Source organism: Paenibacillus sp. V4I5 (assembly GCF_030817255.1).
Classification (GTDB): Bacteria; Bacillota; Bacilli; order Paenibacillales; family NBRC-103111; genus Paenibacillus_E.
The window spans coordinates 3,025,043-3,046,520 of sequence record NZ_JAUSZB010000002.1; the positions used below are offsets into that span (position 1 = coordinate 3,025,043).

Annotated in this window: 19 protein-coding genes; 8 read left to right on the forward strand and 11 right to left on the reverse strand. The window is 45.3% G+C overall.

Annotation, left to right across the window (positions count from 1 at the left end; all coding sequences use genetic code 11):
- Positions 1-32: 32 nt before the first annotated feature.
- The 7 genes from QFZ78_RS15675 to QFZ78_RS15705 all read right to left on the reverse strand — a co-directional run bounded on the left by QFZ78_RS15675 (position 33) and on the right by QFZ78_RS15705 (position 7,639).
- Complete coding sequence (locus QFZ78_RS15675; RefSeq protein WP_307548862.1) at positions 33-1,475, reverse strand: nicotinate phosphoribosyltransferase; 1,443 nt, start codon at positions 1,473-1,475, stop codon at positions 33-35.
- Positions 1,476-1,480: 5 nt separating this feature from the next.
- Positions 1,481-2,314: an ammonia-dependent NAD(+) synthetase gene (nadE, locus tag QFZ78_RS15680; RefSeq protein WP_307548864.1), complete on the reverse strand. Its 834-nt coding sequence runs from the start codon at positions 2,312-2,314 to the stop codon at positions 1,481-1,483.
- 69 nt (positions 2,315-2,383) lie between these two features.
- The gene (locus tag QFZ78_RS15685; RefSeq protein WP_307548866.1) at positions 2,384-2,923 is read right to left on the reverse strand and encodes a cysteine hydrolase family protein; all 540 of its coding nucleotides are present in this window, start codon (positions 2,921-2,923) and stop codon (positions 2,384-2,386) included.
- Between the two features lie 69 nt (positions 2,924-2,992).
- The gene (locus QFZ78_RS15690; RefSeq protein ID WP_373461125.1) at positions 2,993-3,760 is read right to left on the reverse strand and encodes an NUDIX domain-containing protein; all 768 of its coding nucleotides are present in this window, start codon (positions 3,758-3,760) and stop codon (positions 2,993-2,995) included.
- A 113-nt stretch (positions 3,761-3,873) separates the two neighbouring features.
- Positions 3,874-5,967: a class I SAM-dependent methyltransferase gene (locus tag QFZ78_RS15695; protein ID WP_307548871.1), complete on the reverse strand. Its 2,094-nt coding sequence runs from the start codon at positions 5,965-5,967 to the stop codon at positions 3,874-3,876.
- Between the two features lie 90 nt (positions 5,968-6,057).
- Entirely contained in the window at positions 6,058-6,378 is a 321-nt protein-coding gene (locus QFZ78_RS15700; protein ID WP_307548873.1) for an SPW repeat domain-containing protein, read from the reverse strand.
- A gap of 127 nt (positions 6,379-6,505) precedes the next feature.
- A complete protein-coding gene (locus QFZ78_RS15705) occupies positions 6,506-7,639 on the reverse strand; it encodes a stalk domain-containing protein (RefSeq protein WP_307548874.1) in 1,134 nt (377 codons plus the stop codon).
- A 332-nt stretch (positions 7,640-7,971) separates the two neighbouring features.
- On the opposite strand from QFZ78_RS15705, the gene QFZ78_RS15710 reads away from it, so the two are divergent.
- Positions 7,972-11,727 carry a response regulator gene (locus QFZ78_RS15710; RefSeq protein ID WP_307548876.1) on the forward strand — a complete coding sequence of 1,252 codons (3,756 nt, stop codon included), beginning with the start codon at positions 7,972-7,974 and terminating at the stop codon, positions 11,725-11,727.
- Between the two features lie 85 nt (positions 11,728-11,812).
- Positions 11,813-12,718 carry an oxygen-dependent tRNA uridine(34) hydroxylase TrhO gene (gene trhO / locus QFZ78_RS15715; protein WP_307548877.1) on the forward strand — a complete coding sequence of 302 codons (906 nt, stop codon included), beginning with the start codon at positions 11,813-11,815 and terminating at the stop codon, positions 12,716-12,718.
- Positions 12,719-13,014: 296 nt separating this feature from the next.
- On the opposite strand, the gene QFZ78_RS15720 is transcribed toward trhO, so the two are convergent.
- A complete protein-coding gene (locus QFZ78_RS15720) occupies positions 13,015-13,545 on the reverse strand; it encodes a hemerythrin domain-containing protein (protein WP_307548879.1) in 531 nt (176 codons plus the stop codon).
- A 130-nt stretch (positions 13,546-13,675) separates the two neighbouring features.
- On the reverse strand, positions 13,676-15,877 hold the full coding sequence (locus QFZ78_RS15725) for a methyl-accepting chemotaxis protein (RefSeq protein ID WP_307548880.1): 2,202 nt from the start codon (positions 15,875-15,877) through the stop codon (positions 13,676-13,678).
- 348 nt (positions 15,878-16,225) lie between these two features.
- On the opposite strand from QFZ78_RS15725, the gene QFZ78_RS15730 reads away from it, so the two are divergent.
- The 6 genes from QFZ78_RS15730 to QFZ78_RS15755 all read left to right on the forward strand — a co-directional run bounded on the left by QFZ78_RS15730 (position 16,226) and on the right by QFZ78_RS15755 (position 20,408).
- Positions 16,226-17,683, forward strand: a complete 1,458-nt coding sequence (locus tag QFZ78_RS15730) for a circularly permuted type 2 ATP-grasp protein (protein ID WP_307548881.1) — start codon at positions 16,226-16,228, stop codon at positions 17,681-17,683.
- Positions 17,684-17,714: 31 nt separating this feature from the next.
- A complete protein-coding gene (locus QFZ78_RS15735) occupies positions 17,715-18,008 on the forward strand; it encodes an alpha-E domain-containing protein (protein WP_307548882.1) in 294 nt (97 codons plus the stop codon).
- 13 nt (positions 18,009-18,021) lie between these two features.
- The gene (locus tag QFZ78_RS15740; protein ID WP_307548884.1) at positions 18,022-18,675 is read left to right on the forward strand and encodes an alpha-E domain-containing protein; all 654 of its coding nucleotides are present in this window, start codon (positions 18,022-18,024) and stop codon (positions 18,673-18,675) included.
- Complete coding sequence (locus tag QFZ78_RS15745) at positions 18,672-19,535, forward strand: transglutaminase family protein (protein ID WP_307548886.1); 864 nt, start codon at positions 18,672-18,674, stop codon at positions 19,533-19,535. Before QFZ78_RS15740 ends, QFZ78_RS15745 begins: the two co-directional genes overlap by 4 nt.
- A gap of 129 nt (positions 19,536-19,664) precedes the next feature.
- On the forward strand, positions 19,665-19,976 hold the full coding sequence (locus QFZ78_RS15750; protein ID WP_307548888.1) for a hypothetical protein: 312 nt from the start codon (positions 19,665-19,667) through the stop codon (positions 19,974-19,976).
- A gap of 195 nt (positions 19,977-20,171) precedes the next feature.
- A complete protein-coding gene (locus QFZ78_RS15755; protein WP_047677188.1) occupies positions 20,172-20,408 on the forward strand; it encodes an AbrB/MazE/SpoVT family DNA-binding domain-containing protein in 237 nt (78 codons plus the stop codon).
- A 74-nt stretch (positions 20,409-20,482) separates the two neighbouring features.
- On the opposite strand, the gene QFZ78_RS15760 is transcribed toward QFZ78_RS15755, so the two are convergent.
- Both QFZ78_RS15760 and QFZ78_RS15765 read right to left on the reverse strand, forming a co-directional pair.
- On the reverse strand, positions 20,483-20,758 hold the full coding sequence (locus tag QFZ78_RS15760) for a hypothetical protein (RefSeq protein ID WP_307548890.1): 276 nt from the start codon (positions 20,756-20,758) through the stop codon (positions 20,483-20,485).
- Between the two features lie 120 nt (positions 20,759-20,878).
- The gene (locus tag QFZ78_RS15765) at positions 20,879-21,445 is read right to left on the reverse strand and encodes a peroxiredoxin (protein ID WP_307548892.1); all 567 of its coding nucleotides are present in this window, start codon (positions 21,443-21,445) and stop codon (positions 20,879-20,881) included.
- Between the last annotated feature and the right edge of the window lie 33 nt (positions 21,446-21,478).

Genomic DNA, 21,478 nt, shown 5'->3' on the forward strand with positions numbered 1-21,478 from the left:
CGAAAGGGGCAGAACACCTACAAGTGCGATAACTACCCTTGATGCTCATGAATTAAATCCATCTTCAGCTTCCATAAAGCCGCGCTTAAATTCACACGATAAACTTCCGGATTAAGCTTACGCAAATACTGCGGCCAAACGGACTGCAACTGCTGCGCATGATAATCTCGAATTTCATCCAACGTGGGCTCCTCATAGACAAGCTTCCCTTGGAGAAAGATGGGGTGGAGCAATGGAATTGCTTCATAGTCATCAATATATTTGTAGATATAAGGGTGGATGGGATCGAACAGCTTGATTCGTTCCCCCTTCTTGATATCGACTTCATGCTGAAGTGCCAAATAGTCGGCTTCCGCTTTGCCTGTCTTCTTGTTGATGATCCGGTAAGCTTCCTTGAAGCCCGGATTGGTTACTTTCTCAGGATTGCCCGAAATCTTAATGACCGGCACGAATTCGCCGTTCTTCTCACGGGCAACTAGCTTGTAAACCCCGCCCAGCGCAGGTTGATCGGCTGCAGTAATGAGCTGGGTGCCGACGCCCCAGACGTCGATCTTCGCATCTTGGGCTTTCAGCCCCTCGATGATGTTCTCATCCAGATCATTCGATGCGACAATCTTCACCTCGGGAAAGCCCGCTTCATCCAGCATGCGCCTAGCTTGCTGAGATAAATACGCCAAATCGCCGCTATCCAGGCGAATGCCGTTCATGTTCTTGCCCTGGCTCTGCAGCAGACGCGCCGTCTTGATCGCGTTCGGTACGCCGCTGCGCAGCGTATCGTACGTATCAACGAGCAGCGTCACTTGCTCCGGCAGCGCCTCAGCATAAGCACGGAAGGCTTCCTCTTCCGTGTCGTGCGCCTGCACCCATGCGTGAGCGTGCGTGCCTTTGGTCGGGATGCCGAACAGCATCCCGGCTCGGAGGTTGGATGTCGCATGAAACCCTGCGACATAGGCCGCTCTTGCGCCCCAGATAGCAGCGTCAGCTTCTTGGGCGCGTCTTGTGCCGAACTCCAGCAGCACATCGCGCGGAGCAACTTGTTTGATCCGCGAAGCTTTGGTCGCGACAAGTGTCTGATAGTTCACGAAGTTGAGAATCGCCGTCTCAACCAGCTGCGCTTCGAACATGCTTGCCACTACGCGTACGAGCGGCTCATTCGGGAAGACAAGGGTACCTTCCGGGACAGCCTGCAAGTCTCCACCGAATTTAAATGCGCGCAGCGCCTCCAGGAAATCTTCCCGATAATTCTCTTCCTGTGTCCGCAAGTAGGCGATCTCCTCATCGCCAAAATGTAGATTTTGAATGTAATGAATCACCCGCTCTAAACCAGCGAAGACCGCATATCCGCTCCCGAAAGGCAGCTTACGGAAGTAGACTTCGAAAACAGCTTTCTGCTGATAAGTGCCCTGCAGCCAATGCGCGTACATCATATTAATTTGGTATTTGTCTGTGTGCAGCGTCAAATTGTCGTATTTCATAGAATTCATCCTTTCCACCAATTGTCATAGCAGTTTACTTGACCCCTGCGTTTATGTTCGGTAATGACGTAGCGCTCCTCAATCTTCTGCACAGCAGAAGCGAGCAGGGGGCTTCCTTCCAAGTAGTCATCCAACTGATCGTAAGTGAGTCCCAGTGCTTCTTCATCCGGAAGACCTGGTTTTAAATCTTCCAAATCTGCCGTAGGCTTTTTCAAATACAAATGTTCCGGGCACCCCAACTGCTCGAGCAGCAGCTTGCCTTGCCGCTTATTAAGACCATAGATCGGAGCCACATCGCATGCACCATCTCCATGTTTCGTGAAAAAACCAGTAATCGCCTCAGCCGCATGATCCGTCCCCAAAACAAGCAATTGATAGTGCGCGGCCAAGTCATACTGCACCTTCATGCGCTCACGAGCCTTCACATTCCCTTTGTGAAAATCACTCAAAACCTCACCCGTAGCTTCGGCAAATTGCCGTACAGACGCATCCACCGCGGATTGTATGTTAACCGTTACGACACGGCTAGGCCCAATAAAACGTATTGCAGCCTGTGCATCATCTTCATCTTTCTGGATACCGTAAGGCAGCCTAACAGCCATGAATGGATAGGTTTCCGTGCTGCCTTCCGCATTCAGCTCTTGGATGGCTATTTGGGCCAGCTTGCCAGTTAATGTGGAGTCTTGACCTCCAGAAAGCCCAAGCACGTAGCCTTTAGCCCCCGTATGAATCAGATAGGCCTTAAGGAATTGTACTCGACGCTCGATTTCGTAGGCCACGTCGATGTTTCCCTGCACAAATAATGAAGCTTGAATCGTTTCCTGCATAAGATTCCGCATATTCATCATCTCCTCATTCTCCGTGATTTCTGTCTGATTCATACCTCATCTGCCATCGCAGCTACCGCCTTAACCTCGAGCGACTTTCGCCCCAAGTGTATTTTGAAAATGCTGCAAGGCCCATTCATGCCCTGTCTGATTAAAACTAGCGACTGCATCTTCATGAACAACAATGTCGAAGCCTTTGTTGTAAGCATCCATTGCTGTATGCAGCACACAAATATCTGTGCAAACCCCAACCAAATGCACCTCATGAATTCCTCTTGCCCTTAAATTAAGCTCCAACTCGGTGCCGCAGAAGGCGCTGTATCTTGTTTTGTCCATCCAATTAATCGTATTCTTATTACGCTCATGTACGGTTTTCAACCTGCCATATAAATCGCGCCCCGCTGTGCCGCGAATATTATGTGGAGGAAACAGCTTCGTCTCTGGATGGAAAGGGTCTTGTTCATCGTGGAGATCAACGGCCATGACCACAAATTCCTGCTGGGCCAAAAATTGCTCTGTAATTTCACAAATTCTCGCTTCAATCGCAACGCCCGGTTCCCCACAAGGGAGCTTCCCAACAACAAAATCCACCGTATAATCAATGATAATAAGAGCTTTCATCCTAAACACTCCTTCATATTGTATGATTGATAGTATTATTAAGACAATATCAAAACGAAAAAGAGAGGCCTAGCTGTAAATAGACAGCTGAGGCACATAATCCGTAAATCGGTACAACTGAGCAGCTCGCTGGGAGTAACGGTTAGACATTTTGCCCTGTCCGTTATGATCCAGCACTTCTTCGATAATCCCTTTGCGACTTTGGGTCGATGTAATTTTACGAATGAAATTCCGTTCCTTGAACGTCGGAACGACCGTTTGAATGACTTGATACAGCTCACTCATCGTGAATTCTTCGGACAGGAACTCTCTGGCAATCGTCGTCGTCAGCATCTTCTGCTGAATTTGAGCAAGAGCATCTTTCATTATGATTTCATGATCAAAAGCGAGATCCATCGCCAGTGCTTCATCGATAGGGAAGAGGCGCACATCAGCTGCATCATCCGCGGCTTGACGTTTCTCAAGATGACGTTCGTGCACGAGGGCGAAGAATGCGTGGGAGAGCATCCACCCCCGTGGATCGCGCTGCGGCGTACTATATACATTGAAATATTCAATGTGTACGTCCGAAACCCCCGTCTCCTCCGTTAGTTCACGCCGGGCGCTCTCTTGAATCGTTTCGGTTTCCATCGTGAAACCACCCGGAAGTGCCCAGTGACCTTCGAATGGCCATTGCTTTCTTTGAATCAATAACACTTGCAGCTCCCGAGTAGGAAGCGACTTCTTCACTGATCCTTTTCCTTCTGAGGTAATCGTAAAGATGACGATATCCGTAGGCGCGCCGTCAGGTGTGCGGTATTTACTCGCTTGGTAATTACTTTCATTCTCTATCGGCATGCTCATTAGATCACCTGCTTAGTCACATTTCTTTCCATATTGTCAATTTGATATTTTCATTATGACACAATTGAAATCCTTTTACAATAGGAATTCATCGATGGGTCTGCTGCCTACTTCTCTATCACAATCAAACACGTGCTATCCGGCAGCGGAACCACGTTTCCATCTTGATCCATGATCCTTACTTTATCCGCCAACGCGTCCGTATACCCTTCCTGGAGGAAGTGCTTGCTCTCCACAATTTTGGCCCCATTACCTAATGTATCCAGAATGAAAGCAGTAAACTCGCTTGGGGTAAAGTAACCGAATTGCTCCTGCACTTCATGCACATAAGCTTCTTCCCCCCACGTATAGGTATAAAGGAATTCCATCGCATCATTCACGGGCATGATGACTTCATCCGCAGCTACGACCTCATACTGAATCGTTCGCCCTGCGAAATCCTTCGCATACCGCTGCAGCCAAGCCATCGCCCCTTCTTGCAAAAAGCGAATGGTCCGCTTCTGTTCCGCCGGTTCCGTCATAATACCATCGCGGATAACGATTCGGCCTCCGGGTGCGAGAACATCGAAAGCGCTTCGCAGCGCAGCAGCAACCGTAGCATGGTTGAATTTCTTTCCGCCAAAAGGGATGTAGGAATACAATTCATGCAGGATCGATGAGAAAATGACCGTGCCGATTGTACCCGGCTCTACATACAGCTTGAGATCAAGTGCATCCCCCTTCATAACGTCCCACCGATGCCCCTCCAGCTGTTTCTTGCGTTCCAGTGCTTCAATTACATTCGACGAAATGTCGATCCCAATCGGATGCTTGTCCGGCAAATACTGCTCAATGAGATCCAGCATAACCCCACCGCCTGGGCCTATATCGACAACCCGCTTCCCAACAACATAATCCAGCATCATCTTCTTATAGTCAGCCGTTTGGTTCATCGTGGCTAAGTATTCTTCCTCGTTATGAAACCGGTCATAAGCATCTCTTCGCAATTCGAACAGATCGAACAGTAGCAGAACAGCCTTTTCATATAGAGGAGATTTCTCTGCTTCTACACAAAATTCAATCAGCTTCTCAGCTGCAGGAGAAAAGTGGAAGGTAAAGAATAACGTGTCCGGGAGCTGCGGCTTTCGATCAATGAGGTGCTTCAGATGGGCATTGCCCCACTTCCCATCGGGGTTGAACCTTTGCGATAATTCCAACGGTTCCTTCATCAAATCATTCCAAGCAAGCTCACCCAAATATTTCTCAATCATCCTCTTCTTATACACGTTTACTTTTTTGCTGCCTTTGTAATCGTAATACATCGTATTCATCAAAGGTTCGAAGCTAATATGTTGAATGGAATCAGTCTGACTTGAAACCTGAATAATCAGGAATACTTTTACCAACTGCTCCAAAGAGAATTCTTGCAGGGCCGCTTCTACGAACCATAGGGTTGTACCATCCAAAAATGCCGTCAATGCGTCTACTGGTACTTCATCCAGCAGTTTCCCATATTCGGCATCGAAATTTTCTCCCTTTTGAATCGTGTTTCCCCGTAGTCTGGCAAGGCGTTCCTTTATGGCAGGCTCTTTTTCCAGAGAATCGGATACGATCTGCTCTATTAATGATTCTACTTGAGCACGAACGGATTGCCAGAGTTCTTCTGACACACCTGCAATAATGCATTGATTCAGCGGCAAGAGCAAGCCTCTTAATTCATCAGCTGAAAGCAAGCTATCCTTCATCAAACGAATTAACGGTGCATGTTCTTTAAGCGGAACTTCGCCACGGATTGTTTGACCAATTAGCCCATGTGTGTAGATTAACGTATGTATGACAGTTGACTTATCTCTTGGATTTCCTATATCAAACTTATACAGCTGCGCGGAACCCAGGTTATGGGCATAAAGATGAATACCTGCTTCTTGCCACATGAAACGGTCTCTTGAAGTCCCACCTTTCGCTACTTCAGACCAGATCAACACCTCTTCTAGTAAATCTTTCTTCCAAAAGGACAAAGCTAGCCCGTCCAAAATATGCAATGTCCGCTCAACATAATCAAGCACAGGGTTCGCCTGTGCCAGCTCCTGGATCGACTGAATCCGCTCGAAGTTAACGATGCGCTCCTCCGCCGAAACGATATAGGTTAACCATTTAGGTTGGTCTGCGGCATTTGTGTCCCCTGCCCGATACCTTTTTATTAATTCTAATGAACTTAACATGCCGGTATATATCCTCCCATTCCTACCTATCACTTTATGACTAGTATAAACCAACCTCATGGCAATCTCACGTTTACGCATTCGACTACTTCATTGATGATCGGCATATAGATTGGCATAATTGACAAGTATGGTCATAAAGCCAAACACGACAAATGAAAAAAAGGCCATTAAATCCAAATGATACACGTTGGGAACGACAATGAAAACAGCACCAATCATAAAACAAAGCCAATTTTGCCAAACTTTTTTACCGGTTTTCCCAAGGGCCATCAGAGATCCTACGAACTGCAAGCTGCCTAGCAGCGCGCAGGTGTAAAGTGCATTCGTATGAGCTTCAAAGCCGAACACCCAGGGACTCACCAGAAACCAAAGGCCCATACAAGCGGACAATACGTTTTTCAAATACATCGTCTGCTTCCACCTCCTACTTTACGAGATGCAATAGTATACGCAAACGCTTTCAGTATGGTGAAATGGAAAAGCCTCCAGCTCACCCAAATAAATAGGCAGCAAGAGGCTAGTGCTTTTAAATTTCTTATTGTTCAATATGAATGGCACCTGTATCGCCCGTTTTCACATCTGCACGTAGGATGTCTGTTACGAATTTCAAAGGCACATACAGCGTGTCATTCAGAATAACTGGAGCTGTACCTAGCGTAACCGGAGCCATTTTCGCGAAGAAATAACTGTCTTGACCCACGGAAACACTCGTCCAGCCAGCACCCTTTTTCAACTCAGCAGCGTATGTCTCTTGATTCCATTTCACTTCGTAGCCAAGTCCTTCTGCTACTTTGCGTAAGGGCACCAGACTCACGCCTTCGGCATTGGCTAGGCTGTCACTTGCTACTAAATCCAGCTTCATTTTCTCCACAGGCATAGGGGCAACGGGTTTAGGTGTGATATTCAATTTCTCTGGCAAATTAAAACGGAATTCCGGCGTGCCTGTTGAGCCTGGCGCGATTGCATATTTCGGGAACACAATAACCACTTGGCCTTTTTCCACATAAAAGCTTTGCTCTTCGCTGATGCCTTTAAATCCATCTTTGAAATAATTCTCAGGTTTTTCATTGATTTTGCCCTGAATTTCGGCATTTACATGTTCCTTGAAGTTATCACCAAGTAAATCCTGCAAAGTAACACGCTGTCCTTGTGCGCCATTTAGAACATTGTACGTATCAACGCGTGGCATACCTGTACCGCCTGTAGCTGCATACGTTGTGACTTCAAGTGAGACAACACCCGCCGGGTTACTCGAACCATCCGATTTCAACACATATTGAATCGTCAACTCGTAGGGACGATATGTGAAACCATTCGTTTTTGCATCAGTAGCGGCTTCAGCAGCCTCTTTCTCCCAATTCGCCAAATCTTTGTTCGCATGAGATAAAATGATGTCATTCGTTTGCTCTTGATACTTCGTATCCAACATGCCTGAAAGCTGAGGTACTTTGATATTGGTTTTTAGATCTTGCGTTTTAGATGTGAGATCTACTTCCTTCATTTGAACTAGGGAAGTTGATTCTGGTGCAGCTGGTGAAACAATTGGAACTACGGTAACTGTTTCCGCTGATGCCATACCTGTGAATGGTAAGAATGCACCACTAACACCCACCAGCATGGCACATCCGACTACACTAAGTTTCAACATGTGAAAAGGATTTTTTTTCATTTCATGTTCACTCCTCATTCGTTATCGTGAGTAATCTTGGTTGGTTAACCTTCACGATAACTAGACGCGCCAACGTTCAAGAAAGTCTGAACGTCAACCTACTTTTATGAAATTCGAAATGAACTCACAGCTTGATGCGAATCTTGCTGGCAACTTCTTGTGAAGTCGCATATGCCAATTCCCCTCAAATAATGAATGAATGATCCAACTATGATGTATACTCAATTCATCTGCTGCAATCATCATAATATTTATTCATTAAATTTCTTGCCTTACATTCATTGTGAAACTGTTAGCTTTGCTAACCGTTAGAAATTTCACGGAGGTTACCCATGTCATCATCTTTACGTTTCAAGCTAGTCTCATTACTTGTTCTTATCACTTGTATTTCCTTAACTGTCGTAGGGATTACAAATTATTGGCTCTCGAGAGATAAACTAATTCACCAAATGAAAGAGCAATCGATCACTTCCGTTTCCAATTCCGCACAAAATTTTTACGATTTCTTATCCATTCGTTTAGCAGAAGTGGAGTTAATAAGTCGTGTGGATGTTATGAAGCATGGGACACTTGAGGAACGGCTCCAATTTTTGACCAAAGAATTAAAAGCAGGCGCTAATCGCTATCATTCCATGGGTATTATCGATCTCAATGGTTATATGACTCTCACTTCCGGACAAACGTTCTATATAACAGGTGAACGAAGATTCCAAGAAGCTCTAAAAGGGAAAACATTTATCTCTGATCCTCAGATAGGTAAATTAACCGGCAAATACATCATTTCCATTACCGCACCTGTCTTCAATGAGAGAAACGAAGTGACAAGTATCGTAAACATCTCTCTTGATGCGGAACAAACCTTTTTCGAGCATCTTCATACCCCTTTGGATAAGGGCGAAATACTTATCGTGAACCATGAGGGACTCATTCTGTATCATACCGATACACCTTTAATTCTGAACCTTAATATTTTTACCGAATACCCTTCACTTGTGCCAGCCTTTCAAAAAGCGTTGCAGTCAAATGAAGGCTTTCTGGATGAATCTTATTACGGCGGTCAAAAAGCTCGGTGGTTTTATGCGCGTGTACCTCAATTAGATTGGTACCTCGCTTACTCCATGCCACTTTCAGCTTTCGAAGCTCCTACGAGCCCCTTGCTTTGGTCGACTATCGGATTAATTGTGATGACGGCCGTGGTTATTTTTATCCTCATTTACTTGACTGCTAATACACTGATTATTAAACGCATCAAGCAAATTCTCCATGTCACAGAATCAGTCGCTGCGGGTAATTTCTATATAAAACCGCTTATTTTCAAAAGCAAGGATGAGCTGGGTGCTCTTGCACATTCTGTGAATGGCATGATAGAAAACTTACGTGAACTATTCGAACCGTTCGAAGCTTTTATTCATCACAATCAATACGCCATGATCGTGACAGATCCTTCCTTCACCATTAATCATCTCAACAGTAGAGCTGTACAGCTTCTTGGCTATTCTTTAGCAGAAGTTCATAAGAAAGCGACTCCCCTCTTGTGGTTGGATCAAGAACAACTGATGGAAAGAGCCGCGCAATACTCGTCTGAGCTGGGGGAATATGTTCCAGCAGATTGTACAACTCTCGTGATCCGAACATTACGTCACCTGAAAGAAGATTCTGAGTGGATCTGGTATCACAAAGATGGCACTCGTTTCTTCGTTCAGGTTAGTGTCAGCAGCATTACACATCCGAATGGTGAGCTGAAAGGGTTCGTATTCATTGCTCGAGACATTAGCGATATTAAGGAAAGCAATGAGTCGAGGGAGAGGTTGCTAACGATTGTAGAAAGCGCACGTGATTCCATTGTCTCATTTGATGAGCAAGGCTATATCTTTTATATGAATCAAGCTGGCAAGAACATAATTGGATTAGATAAACAGCAAACCGTGGGCAATCATTTCAGTGAGTACGTAGATATCCAGAATGACATCAATTTTGAAGAGGGTCTGAACACTGCCATTCGGGTAGGATTCTGGGAATTTGAAGCTGAGGTCCTGACGAAGGATCAACGGCAAATATTCATTTCCGTTATCATCGTGCCCCATTGCCCAACAGAAAAAGGAGAGCCATATTTCTCAGCCATTACACGAGATATTACGGACCAAGTACAATCCAAAGAGGAGCTCATTCGAGCGAAGCAAGAGGCGGATGAAGCCAATCTAGCTAAAGGGATTTTTCTGGCTCGTATGAGTCATGAAATTCGGACACCTCTCAATGGTATTGTCGGACTTTCCTACTTGTTGGAGCGAACGATCATGTCACCGCTTCAGAGGGATTATATAAGCAAAATAGTGAGATCCTCGGTGTCTCTATCCAATATTATTAATGACATTCTAGACTTCTCGAAGCTCGAGGTGGACAAGCTAGCCATTGAACATCATGCATTCCAGCTGGATGAGACCATTGACCGTGTTTGCGAAACCCTTAGCGTGCTGCTCGGCCACAAACCGGTTGATTTTATTTGCGATATCCATGACAATGTGCCGCTTGGACTCATTGGGGATTCACTACGCATGTATCAAGTCTTGCTGAATCTAACTAGCAATGCGATAAAATTTACGGAGCAAGGAACAGTCACACTGCGTGTTTACGTGGAACAGCTCCGAGAGGAAGAAGTCAGAATTGGCTTTACCGTCAGCGATACAGGCATCGGAATGGATGAAGAGCACCTATCCAAGCTGTTCCAGCCGTTTGTACAGGCGGATGAAGTAACGAGCCGGAAATTCGGGGGTACGGGTCTCGGTCTTGTTATCTCAAAGAACATCATTGAGAACATGGGCGGCACCATCGAGGTGTCAAGCCAACCAGAGCTCGGCAGTGAATTCCGGATTAGCTTGCCTTTCTCGATGTCCTTGCAACCTATGAAGACTCAGGCAATCCTCCCGCTGCGCACATTAATTGTGGAAGATCACCCTGGTCTGAACCAAGTGCTTGTTCATACCCTTCAATCCATGTGTACAGAAGCAGCTGGTGTTTATTCTTGGAAAGAAGCAAGGAATGCCATTGATGTTATTCCCGTAGATGCGATTCTGCTTGATATGGAAGCTGTCGATATGTACGGAGAGGAAGTATGGCTGGGCATGCTTGAAGCCTGCAATCGAATGAACATTTTAACGATTATTTACACCACATTATCCGGAAGGGATGCCTTGGAGCAGCTGCCTACACGGTCGGCTCCGCATGCCATTTTGGTCAAACCTATCTCACGGATTGTCCTGTACCAGACGCTGCAAACACTAACAGGCTCCCCTGCCGATAAGGAGCTCTTATCTACGACAGACTTCCTGCATACAGCAGAAACAATGACATCCTTTCATCGCATTCTGCTAGTCGAAGATAATGAAATTAATCAGACTGTTGCTCGTTCGCTGCTTGAAAGCTGTATGAATTGTGACGTTCAATTGGCTTCGAACGGTTTTGAAGCATTAAATAACCTAGAGAATAATGGGTATGACTTGATTTTAATGGATATCCATATGCCCGTTCTAGACGGCATTGAGACTACCAAACGAATTCGTCTTGAGCCTAAATGGATGCACATTCCTATTATTGCATTAACCGCGGACTCTACTTTGGAGAAGCGTTTAGATTGTATTCGCGCTGGTATGAACGAAGTGATCTCCAAGCCTATCATTCCTAGCCGATTGTTTGCAGCCGTCGATGCTGTTCTTAGCGAGAAGAATAGGATGACCATTCCAGGACTGGATATGGAAGAAGCACTCGGACGGCTTGGCGGAAAAACCGAGATCTATCACGAAATGCTTCGGAAATTTCATAGTCAATCCACTCCTATTATTTCGCAATTAACCCTTGCGATTCAGAAAGGTGACTATACCGAAGCCATAAGTCAGCTGCATGCGCTGCGCGGCTCTTCTAGCAACTTGTCAGCTAATCGGGTATTCGCCGCGGCAACTGCCCTAGAAGAAATGTTAGAACATCACGCTGGGCCCGATGAAACAAATACCAGCATGATCCAGAACCAACTTCAATCGGTTGCCATTGCTCTGGAGGAAGTATTTCATTCTATCCAAAAATTGCTGTTAGATTGAAAAATACGCTGATTTATGTCACTATATGCTTATGCTTTTTTCTGTTTGAGCATGCAATTTATACGTATAGGTGGTTAAGTTAAATATGACAGTAGAAGGCGCTCCATATCGCATTTTGTTGTATTATAAATTCGTTACCGTAATAGATCACGAAGCTTTGGCTCAGGAACATTTAGCTTATTGCAAAAAGCTCGGAATTAAAGGCCGTATCCTTATCGCTCCTGAAGGCATTAACGGGACGCTTTCAGGAACGGTTGAACAAACCGAAGCTTACATGGCGATGATGCGTCAAATGCCGCTGTTCAAAGACATGATCTACAAGATAGATGAAAGTGAACAACATGCTTTCAAAAAGTTATTTGTTCGTCCGAAAAAGGAACTCGTCACTTTCCGACTTGAAGAAGACGTGAATCCGAACGAACTAACCGGTACACATCTGAAGCCAAAGGAATTCTACGAGAAGCTCCAGCACGAAGATGTCATTGTCCTTGATGGACGCAACCATTATGAGTACGATATCGGACATTTCCGAGGCGCCATTCGTCCAGAGGTTGAGACTACGAAGGAATTCCCTGAGTGGATTCGCAACAATCTCCAGGAATTTAAGGACAAACCCATTCTCACGTATTGTACCGGCGGTATCCGCTGTGAGAAGCTCTCAGGTTTCCTTTTACAGGAAGGCTTCAAAGAGGTTTACCAGCTGGATGGCGGGATTGTGAGCTACGGGAAAGATGAAGATGTTCAAGGTCGCTTATTCGATGGCAAATGCTATGTCTTCGACGAGCGGATTTCTGTCCCCATCAACCGTACAGACGAAGATATCGTCGTAGGCAAATGCTACCACTGTGGAACAGCCGAAGATCGCTACATCAACTGTGCGAACGATGCTTGCCACTTGAAGCATATCAGCTGTGAAGCCTGCGAAGAGAAGCATAATAGCTTCTGCTCGAAGGAATGCGAAGAGAAAACGATGAGCACGCTTGAGGCTTAAGCGTTACGCCAACTATTAAAAATAACCTAAGGCGCTGGCGCTGCCTTAGGTTATTTTTGTTGCAAAGCGTTTCAATAACACTTCCCCACCAACTTACTCAGCCCTTATTCTGTTCTACGCATTGGTAACCTAATTCTTACGGCGACTAGCTGAGAGGTCCTTTTCAGACGTCTCGTGCCACTTTGGCTTCATTCCGGGCATCCGTGACAGCCTTTTCAGACGTCTCGCACCACTTTATCTTTCAAAAAAGGTCCTCTACAAGCCAAATGACTTGAGAGGACCCTCTTTTTATGTACTTAGGCTAATTGTTCCACGATACGATCGGTGAGCGGATACACAAGTTCCTCTTCTAAGGTGAAATGTTTGAGCAGTATTAAGCAAGCCGTCATTAGTTCCGATGCCATCAAATGTAAAAATTCCTCATCTATCGGCACTTTCATCGCATTCACACCATCTACGAAAGCCTGCACGACTCTTTTCGCCAAGTCATGATCCTGCTCTATAACCGTCATGGAACGAGAGACAGACAGCGCTGTTGTTGGTTGTAAATAAGATTGCAGAAGAGGAAACAGTTCTTTTTCTTCCCATTCCGAATGCTGTTCCAGCTCTTCAACAAGGGAAAGAATCAAATCTTGGAGTTCAATCAGCTTGCACATTCCTATTGAGCAATCCTCGAGGGAGTACAAGGAAGCAGCCATCGTTCGGATCTCGGAGAGCTGCTCGCGCATCTGCACATGCTCCTTCTTCAGACGCTCTACGAGCATTGGAAAATAGCCGGGATCCATCATGTACTCCCTATTCGTTCGAATGCTCAAACGGTCATTCATTAGACATCCTCCTTCGAGTTTTCGTTAGAAAACTTACTCGTAAGCATAATAAAGCTAACCCATTCCGCATTATCATTGTATGCAGGATGGGTTAACTAACATGCGCAGGAAATGTCTTAGAAACAAACCGTTATCGAATACGGTTCTCCGTTAAATGAAACTGATTTACAAGCAGGAGCAGCGACTCCGTAATCGCGCCAACATCCCCCGTCGTTTGGCGCACGTGAAGCATATCCTGCAGAAGCTCTTGCACGGTACGCTCAACCTCCGCCGAGATTTGGCGATTCTCCAGGCTTACCGCCGCTACCTTCTCCATCAGCGCCACCACTTCATCCACCACCTGTGTCTTCATGGTGTCGTGCGCGTTCGCGCTGCTGAGAATCTCAGACGCCGCCGCCACAATTTGCGTTCCCTCCAGAACAACCTTGGTGCCTTCTTCCATTGAGATGAAGGCTTCATTCGCATGACGTTCAATATGCTCAATGGTGTCATTGATTTCCATTGTCGACTTCTTGGTCAACTCAGCCAGCTTACGAATCTCTCCGGCCACGACAGCGAAGCCCTTCCCGTGCTCACCTACCCTCGCTGCTTCAATAGAGGCATTCAGGGAAAGCAGATTGGTTTGAGCGGAAATCTCTTCGATGACTTTAAGCAGCTTCGGAATTTCTTGCGTCGTTTGCAAAAAAGTTTGAATGGTACGATTCGTTTCAGCTACTTTCGCCGAAATATGATTCATCTTTTCGCCAATACGGTCCACTTCATTCTGCGCTACAGCAATTTGACCCGAAGCCTTCTCTTCCAATTCGCGCAGTGTCCCGCTCATATTCTGCGTTACATCCTTCGCAACATCGATGTCCTTGAGCTGACCACGCAGCGAACGAATCATATCATGTATCTTGGTGCTCATTCGTCCAGTCGATTGTTCCGTTGAACCCGTCGATTCGTTCATGCGTTCCTGGCTTAGCTGAACTTCAGCCGCGGCTTGTTTCACCTGCAGCATAATACCCTCAAGGGAATCAATCATATTATTAATCCATTTCGCTAATTCCCGCGTCTCATCGCCAGCGAACTCCTGCACTTGCAGGCGCTGTGTCAAATCACCGCTACCCTCTGCGTTAATGCGGATGAACTTATTCATTTGCGCGAGCTGCCTTACAATCGGCCTGCTGCCTTTTTGCCTTATAAGGCTTGCGCCTATTCCTCCATACACAAGGCTTACAGCAGCCATTATGACTGATCCCCACCTACTAGAAACTTGTCCATTTAGCAGCCAAAAGCCGCCTGCTGTGAGTAATATATATCCTACAATGAACCGCAGCTGCAGCTTAAGCAATTTCCAGTCGATACTGCGAATCCGGTATACTTCCTCTAGATCGCCTTCACACATCATCCCCCAAACATCCGGGCAGTGCGGAAGCTGGAAAGTAACACCTTTGCCAATGACAGAAATATGCCGATAATCGGAATAACCTGGAAACTCCACGAATAAATTATGTCCCTTTGCAATCGTTCCTGCAACCCCCGGATGAAGCTGTCCCGTTGCCGGATCCGTAAAAATGAGCTCAAGCTCCGTATGCTCCTTTACACCGACAATGCCGTAATCTGTGCGCACGCCATCTTTTAAATTGTCACCATGGGTAAAGGTAAGATCCTCAAAACGGCTTCGAGATAATGCTGTGCCTGGGGCAATCTGTTTATTTAACACAGGCTTCGCCATAAATAAATAATTATCTCCAGAGTCTGGATACACATGTCCTGATTCACGCTGGATCAGATCGCCGAGCACATCGTTCGGGACACGTCCGCAAATAGCCCCTTTCCATATTCCCTTAACCATTATAGGAGTAATAAATGCAAGTGTCATAGCATCGTGAAACGGCGAAGTGCTTGGACCTAGCTTTAATGTAAGGGGATCAGAATAAGGTCCGTATAAGCATTTCTTGCCTTTACGTGCTTCCTCTAGCCCTTTTGTAAGATCACTACCTGAATCATAAGATTTCCCAACATGAGTGGGGGACGTGGAGTATATCACTTCTGCTTTCTCATTCACTATGAAGATCTCCGAGAAATCGACCCCGCTCTTTGACGCAGCTGCCAGGAGCCGTTGTACCATAGAACCATCTTGTGTCGTTAGTCCAGGTTCAGAATCAGTGAGCTGCTCGAGCAGTCGATCCAAATTGGACCAATATGCCTCTACCCAGCTTCGCAAAATTTCAATTCTCGTATGCGCAATCCCTTCGAAGATATGTTCCACATCTTCCTTGAGGTGACGATTCAGACGATACGACCACCACAAAGGCAGACCTTTACGAAATCCAAGCCAATCAAGCATACCCCAACCCCCTATATTCACAATTATCGTGTGACATTATATAACATTTACATATTCGACATTCTATAGCTGATTTCGACGTAAATCAAGATAAAAACAGAAAATTCTTGAAAATTTCAAACATTTGATCTATTTGCGCATTTCTTGTCAGTTAAATTATACGTCAGGTATATTGACATAATTTTCTGATAAATTTACAATATAATAAAATCCATTGTTTCTTCATCAATTCATGTCATATTTCCTAACACAAAATAAGAACTTAGATCAGAAAGGAGGCCTGGTTTCTGCTTCGGGCCCTCTAACGTAACTTCCACTCGAAGTATAGCTAAGAAACCAGGAGCTGCGATGTCCAAACCTGAGAATCTGGTCACCACCCCCTATGATCCCCGTCCTTTTTTTGATGAGATGTTTGTGAACTCGTACTCGGTAAGATCACATTATCAAAATGTTTTCCTTCAGTTCATGTCGATGAAGGCGGGAAATTTGAGCAAGCGCCAAACGGCCACCATGAAACGCATGATGGAAGAAGGAATTACGTTTACACTCTACAGCCCCGATCAAGCAGAAGCATTGGAACGAACCATCCCTTTCGATCCGATCCCACGAATCATTCCACGGGATGAATGGCTCAAGCTTGAACGAGGGCTTCAGCAGCGCGTTAAGGCGCTTAATCTATTTCTCAAGGATATTTATCATGACCAATGCATCTTAAAGGAAGGTATTATCCCTAGAAAAATGGTTCTTTCCAACTGCTATTTCCGACCTGAAATGATGCGTCTATCCATCCCGAATGATGTGTATGTAACGGTATCAGGTATCGATTTAATACGTGATGAGCATGGCGAATATTTCGTTCTGGAGGATAATCTACGATCACCTTCAGGCTTCTCTTATTTGTACAAAAGCCGTTCCATCATGACGCACTTATTCCCTGAACTCGTTTTTAGCCATTCGATTCAAGACATTGAGCATAGTTTAAATGTGTTTCTATCCGCATTACGCAGGCTAAGCCCTTCGGGCAAATCCGATCCTGTCATTGGCCTACTGACCCCAGGTTGCTACAATTCAGCCTATTTCGAACATACGTTCCTTGCGCAGCAAATGGGCATACAGCTTGTAGAAGGACACGATCTTGTCGTCATTGATCATAAGGTTTATATTCGCGGGATCAAAGGGCTCCGCCAAATCGATGTCTTATATCGAAGAATCGACGACGATTTCTTGGATCCGCTCGCTTTTGATCCGAACTCGATGTTAGGTGTCGCAGGGATCATGAATGCCTATCGCGCGGGTAATATTAACATTGTGAATGCCCCTGGAACAGGCGTGGCCGACGATAAAGCCATTTATGCTTATGTTCCGGATATGATTCGTTACTATTTGAACGAAGAACCGATCCTGAATAATGTGCCTACTTATATCCTTTCTAGACCGGAAGAACGTGATCATGTCCTGCAGCATCTAGATGAAATGGTCGTCAAAGAGACATCGCTCTCCGGTGGCTACGGTATGCTCATCGGGCCTTCGGCCTCTGAAAGTGAATTGGCTGATTTTCGGCTTAAAATTATAGCGAATCCCGAGCGTTATATCGCTCAACCAACGATCCAGCTTTCCAGAGCCCCTGTCATGTTGGACGGCCAAATGGCTGCGCGGCATATCGATCTTCGGGCGTTCGTCATCGCTGGCGAGAGCATTCAGGTTATACCTGGCGGACTTACGCGGGTAGCGCTTAAAGAAGGTTCACTCGTCGTGAACTCCTCGCAAGGCGGGGGATGTAAGGACACTTGGGTCACTCATTCATAAAGAAACAAATATTGATTGGAGGCAAGCGTTCATGGTGATGATGGGACGTACAGCGGAAGCTTTATTCTGGATCGGCAGGTATACGGAAAGAACGGAGAATCACGCAAGACTAATCGATGTGTATTATCATATTCGCGAGGAGAAGGAGAATAGCAGCGATCAATCGTGGAGCCGTTTAATTGATACGATTGGCGATCGTGCCGCATTTACTGAGCAGTACGGGAGCTTCACCGAGCAGCATGTCCTCCACTATATTACACTCGATAAAAATAATTCGAATTCTTTGCTGGCTTTGCACCAACCACGCCCGCTCCAATCTTCGTAATATCCGCGAGAAAATGCCCGCAGAGCTGTGGGATATTATGAATGGCTTGTATCTATGGCTAAAAGAAAAAGAAGTACGAGATATCGCAAACGATTCGCCTCATTTGTTCTATCGTTTCATTCGAGACACCTTGTCTATGTTTCAAGGGGCGGCCACATCCGTCATGCCGCGTCAAAATGAATGGCACTTCGTGGAAGCCGGACGATATTTGGAGCGTGCTGAGAATTTGCTGCGCCTACTCCAATCGTTATGTCATGATTACGCCAGGGAAGAGCTTTCTTCTTACCCGCTTATGCTGTCCGTATTGAAGTCGGTTAGCGGTTATGAGTCATATCGCAGGGAACATGCAGACACAGTTAATCTAAGCAGCATTATTAAATTCCTGATGCTTCATGAAACATTTCCACGCTCGGTTAGCTTTTCTTTCCAATCCTTGGAGCGTTCCTTACAGGGCATTCAAATGGAGGACCCCGATTTAAACCTTGCTGTACACAGGCTCGCTAAGCTGGCGGGAAAAGTAAAGGCTAACCTTGCTTGCATGGACGAAGATGATATTTTATCCGGCAAACTGGAAATGACTTTAAGTGCACTGCGGGAATCCTGTAACGTGATGGGTTTAAGGATGTCAAAAGTCTTTTTTCCCTCCCGGGAAGAGGTCATCGCATGAAAAAGCTGGAGATTACGCATATCACGCGTTATTCCTACACCGGTACAGCGCAGGACAGTGTCAATGAAGTTCGTTTAACACCTCTAACTGACAATCGTCAAGCCTGTTATCACCACTCCATCACCACGGAACCTGCTTCTGCTTTCTTTACATACTCGGATTTTTTTCATAATCGCGTACATGCTTTTACAGTCAATAAGCTTCATCGCGAGCTAACCATTAAAATGGTGTCCACTGTCGTCACGAACGACAACGATAACATCCCATCAGGCGTCGCTTCTCCCTTAGAGGAGAACGCGATGAGACTTAGCGATGATTTCCAGAATCAACATGCGGAGTACTTACTGCCTACCAGTTATACGGGTTTGACCCCTGAACTCAAGGCTTACTCAGACGCCATTTCTGATCAAGATATAACTTTATGCGAATTACTGCGTACGATCTACACAACGATTCATCGCGACTTCACCTATGATCCCTCAGCCACTTCCGTACAGACCACCGTCGGAGAAATGCTTCAATTTAAGCGTGGCGTTTGTCAGGACTACTCTCATTTCATGATTGCCATATGCCGAGATAAAGGGATTCCTGCTAGGTATGTTAGCGGTTATCACTTTGTTGGCGATCTACAAGGAGGCAGCACGGAATTCACCCAAGCCTCCCATGCATGGGTGGAGTGCCTGATCCCGGGAACGGGTTGGTTCGGTTACGACCCTACGAACAACTGTGAGGTCAATTGGCGCTATATTAAGCTCGGACACGGCCGCGACTACAACGATATCGTTCCCGTCAAAGGCGTCTATCGCGGTGCCGGTCAGCAAGATTTGGAAGTCATTGTTGATGTAAAGCTAATTGAGTAGTTCATTCCACATGCAATTCAGCGTTGCCGCCCCGCTTCACACCCCTCTTTTTCATCCCCCTTTTGGCACGGACCATGTATTTAGTGTAGAATGGTGTGAAGCTACACTAAACTGCTAAGAGGTGTTTGAATGGCTATAAGTTTCACTTTATCTATCATAAATCGCTTAAAAAAAGAAATTGCTGAAATTCAACAAAGAAGTATCGACGAACAGAAAAAAAAGGAAAAAGCACTTTCAAAAATTAATCAATTACAAAGGGATATAAAAATAAGTACTTCACCCAGTGATTTAAGCAGCAAGATGTCTCGACTTAGTAAATTAAAGTATGAGATTAATAAAATCAACCTTTTACAAGTTGAATTATCCAAACAGTTGGTTCTTAAAAATACGGCACTTAAAGAGCAAATCGCCAAAGATCAACAACAGGAGAACAAAAACTAGATCCTTATACGTATAAAGGGCTTAAATGTGTTCAATGAAACACGTTTAAGCCCTTTTTTTGCTGTCCACTTTCATGCATTAATCAGATAATTGACTAAAATGTTTGAAGTAAATAAAAGGAATTCAAGTTTATATGTGGAATTGAATATACAACATAAATGATCGAAGTCAATGAAATAATTAGGAGGCTTTCAGATGAAATCGACGGGAATAGTGAGAAAAGTAGACGAGTTAGGCCGGATTGTTTTGCCGATTGAGCTGCGACGAACACTTCATATCGATATCGGTGACGCGATCGAGGTTTATGTCGATCCGGAGCGCATTACACTCAAGAAGTATATGCCAGCCTGTGTATTCTGCGGTAATTTCGAGAATATGACCTATTTCAAAGGCAAGCTGGTCTGCAGTTCCTGCGTAGAAGAAATTGTTTAGATCATGATTCCGGTTAAATTAGGATACCAACAAAGGCGTATAACACTCATCCCGAGGGTTATACGCCTTATATTTTATTTAGAGCTAAACCAAGAAAGTCCAATGGATATTAGAATGCCTGCTATCGCGATCCAAAATAAGTAGGAACGCAGTACACGTCCCAAGCTTTTATCTTGCCGATCCATAACGGCCTTCTTTCTAGAACCGCTATCTTGCGTCTCCCCATCTAACTCATCTGTCACTTGTGTGCGCCAATTCACGAATTGAAAGCCAATTCCGCTAACCACAATGGAAATCATGAGTAAAATCAATGAACCCATAAACAGTTTGTCCGATATGGACTGCATCATGCATCTAACCTCTCTGTCTTCAACTATATAGTTCTTCTATTATACTTCAAAACAGACTTTGAATACACACAAAAGCCCCAATCGAGTGAGAGTCGATTGAGGCTTGTTTACTCATGCAGCTTATAATGTTTTATCGCCTGGTTTCCAATTCGCTGGACAAAGTCCACCAGCTTGAAGCGCTTGAAGCACACGCAGCGTCTCATCTACAGAGCGCCCAACATTCATATCCGTGACCACTTGGTAGCGCAGCACGCCTTCTGGATCGATAATGAACAATCCGCGATGCGCAGCGCCGCTTTCATCGTCTAACACGCCATATGCGCGTGCTGTTTCTTTGGAGAAATCACTGACCAGCGGGAACTTCACAGGACCGATACCGCTTTGGTCGCGCGGCGTTTGAGTCCAAGCTCTGTGTGTATACACACTGTCGACAGAAGCCCCAACTATTTCACAATCAAGTTCAAGGAACTGCTCGTAATTGTCACTGAAAGCTGTGATTTCGGTTGGACACACGAATGTAAAGTCGAATGGCCAGAAGAAGAAAACAAGCCATTTTCCTCTATAATCTTCAAGCGTTATTTTCTCTTCTAAGGTTTCCATATTCTTCGTCGATAGCAATGAGAATGAAGGCGCAGGAAGCCCTATTTTAGCAAAAGAAGGTGAGGGTTGTACGGTTAATTGTGTCATGGTTAGCTCTCCTCTATCTATTTATATTGTATG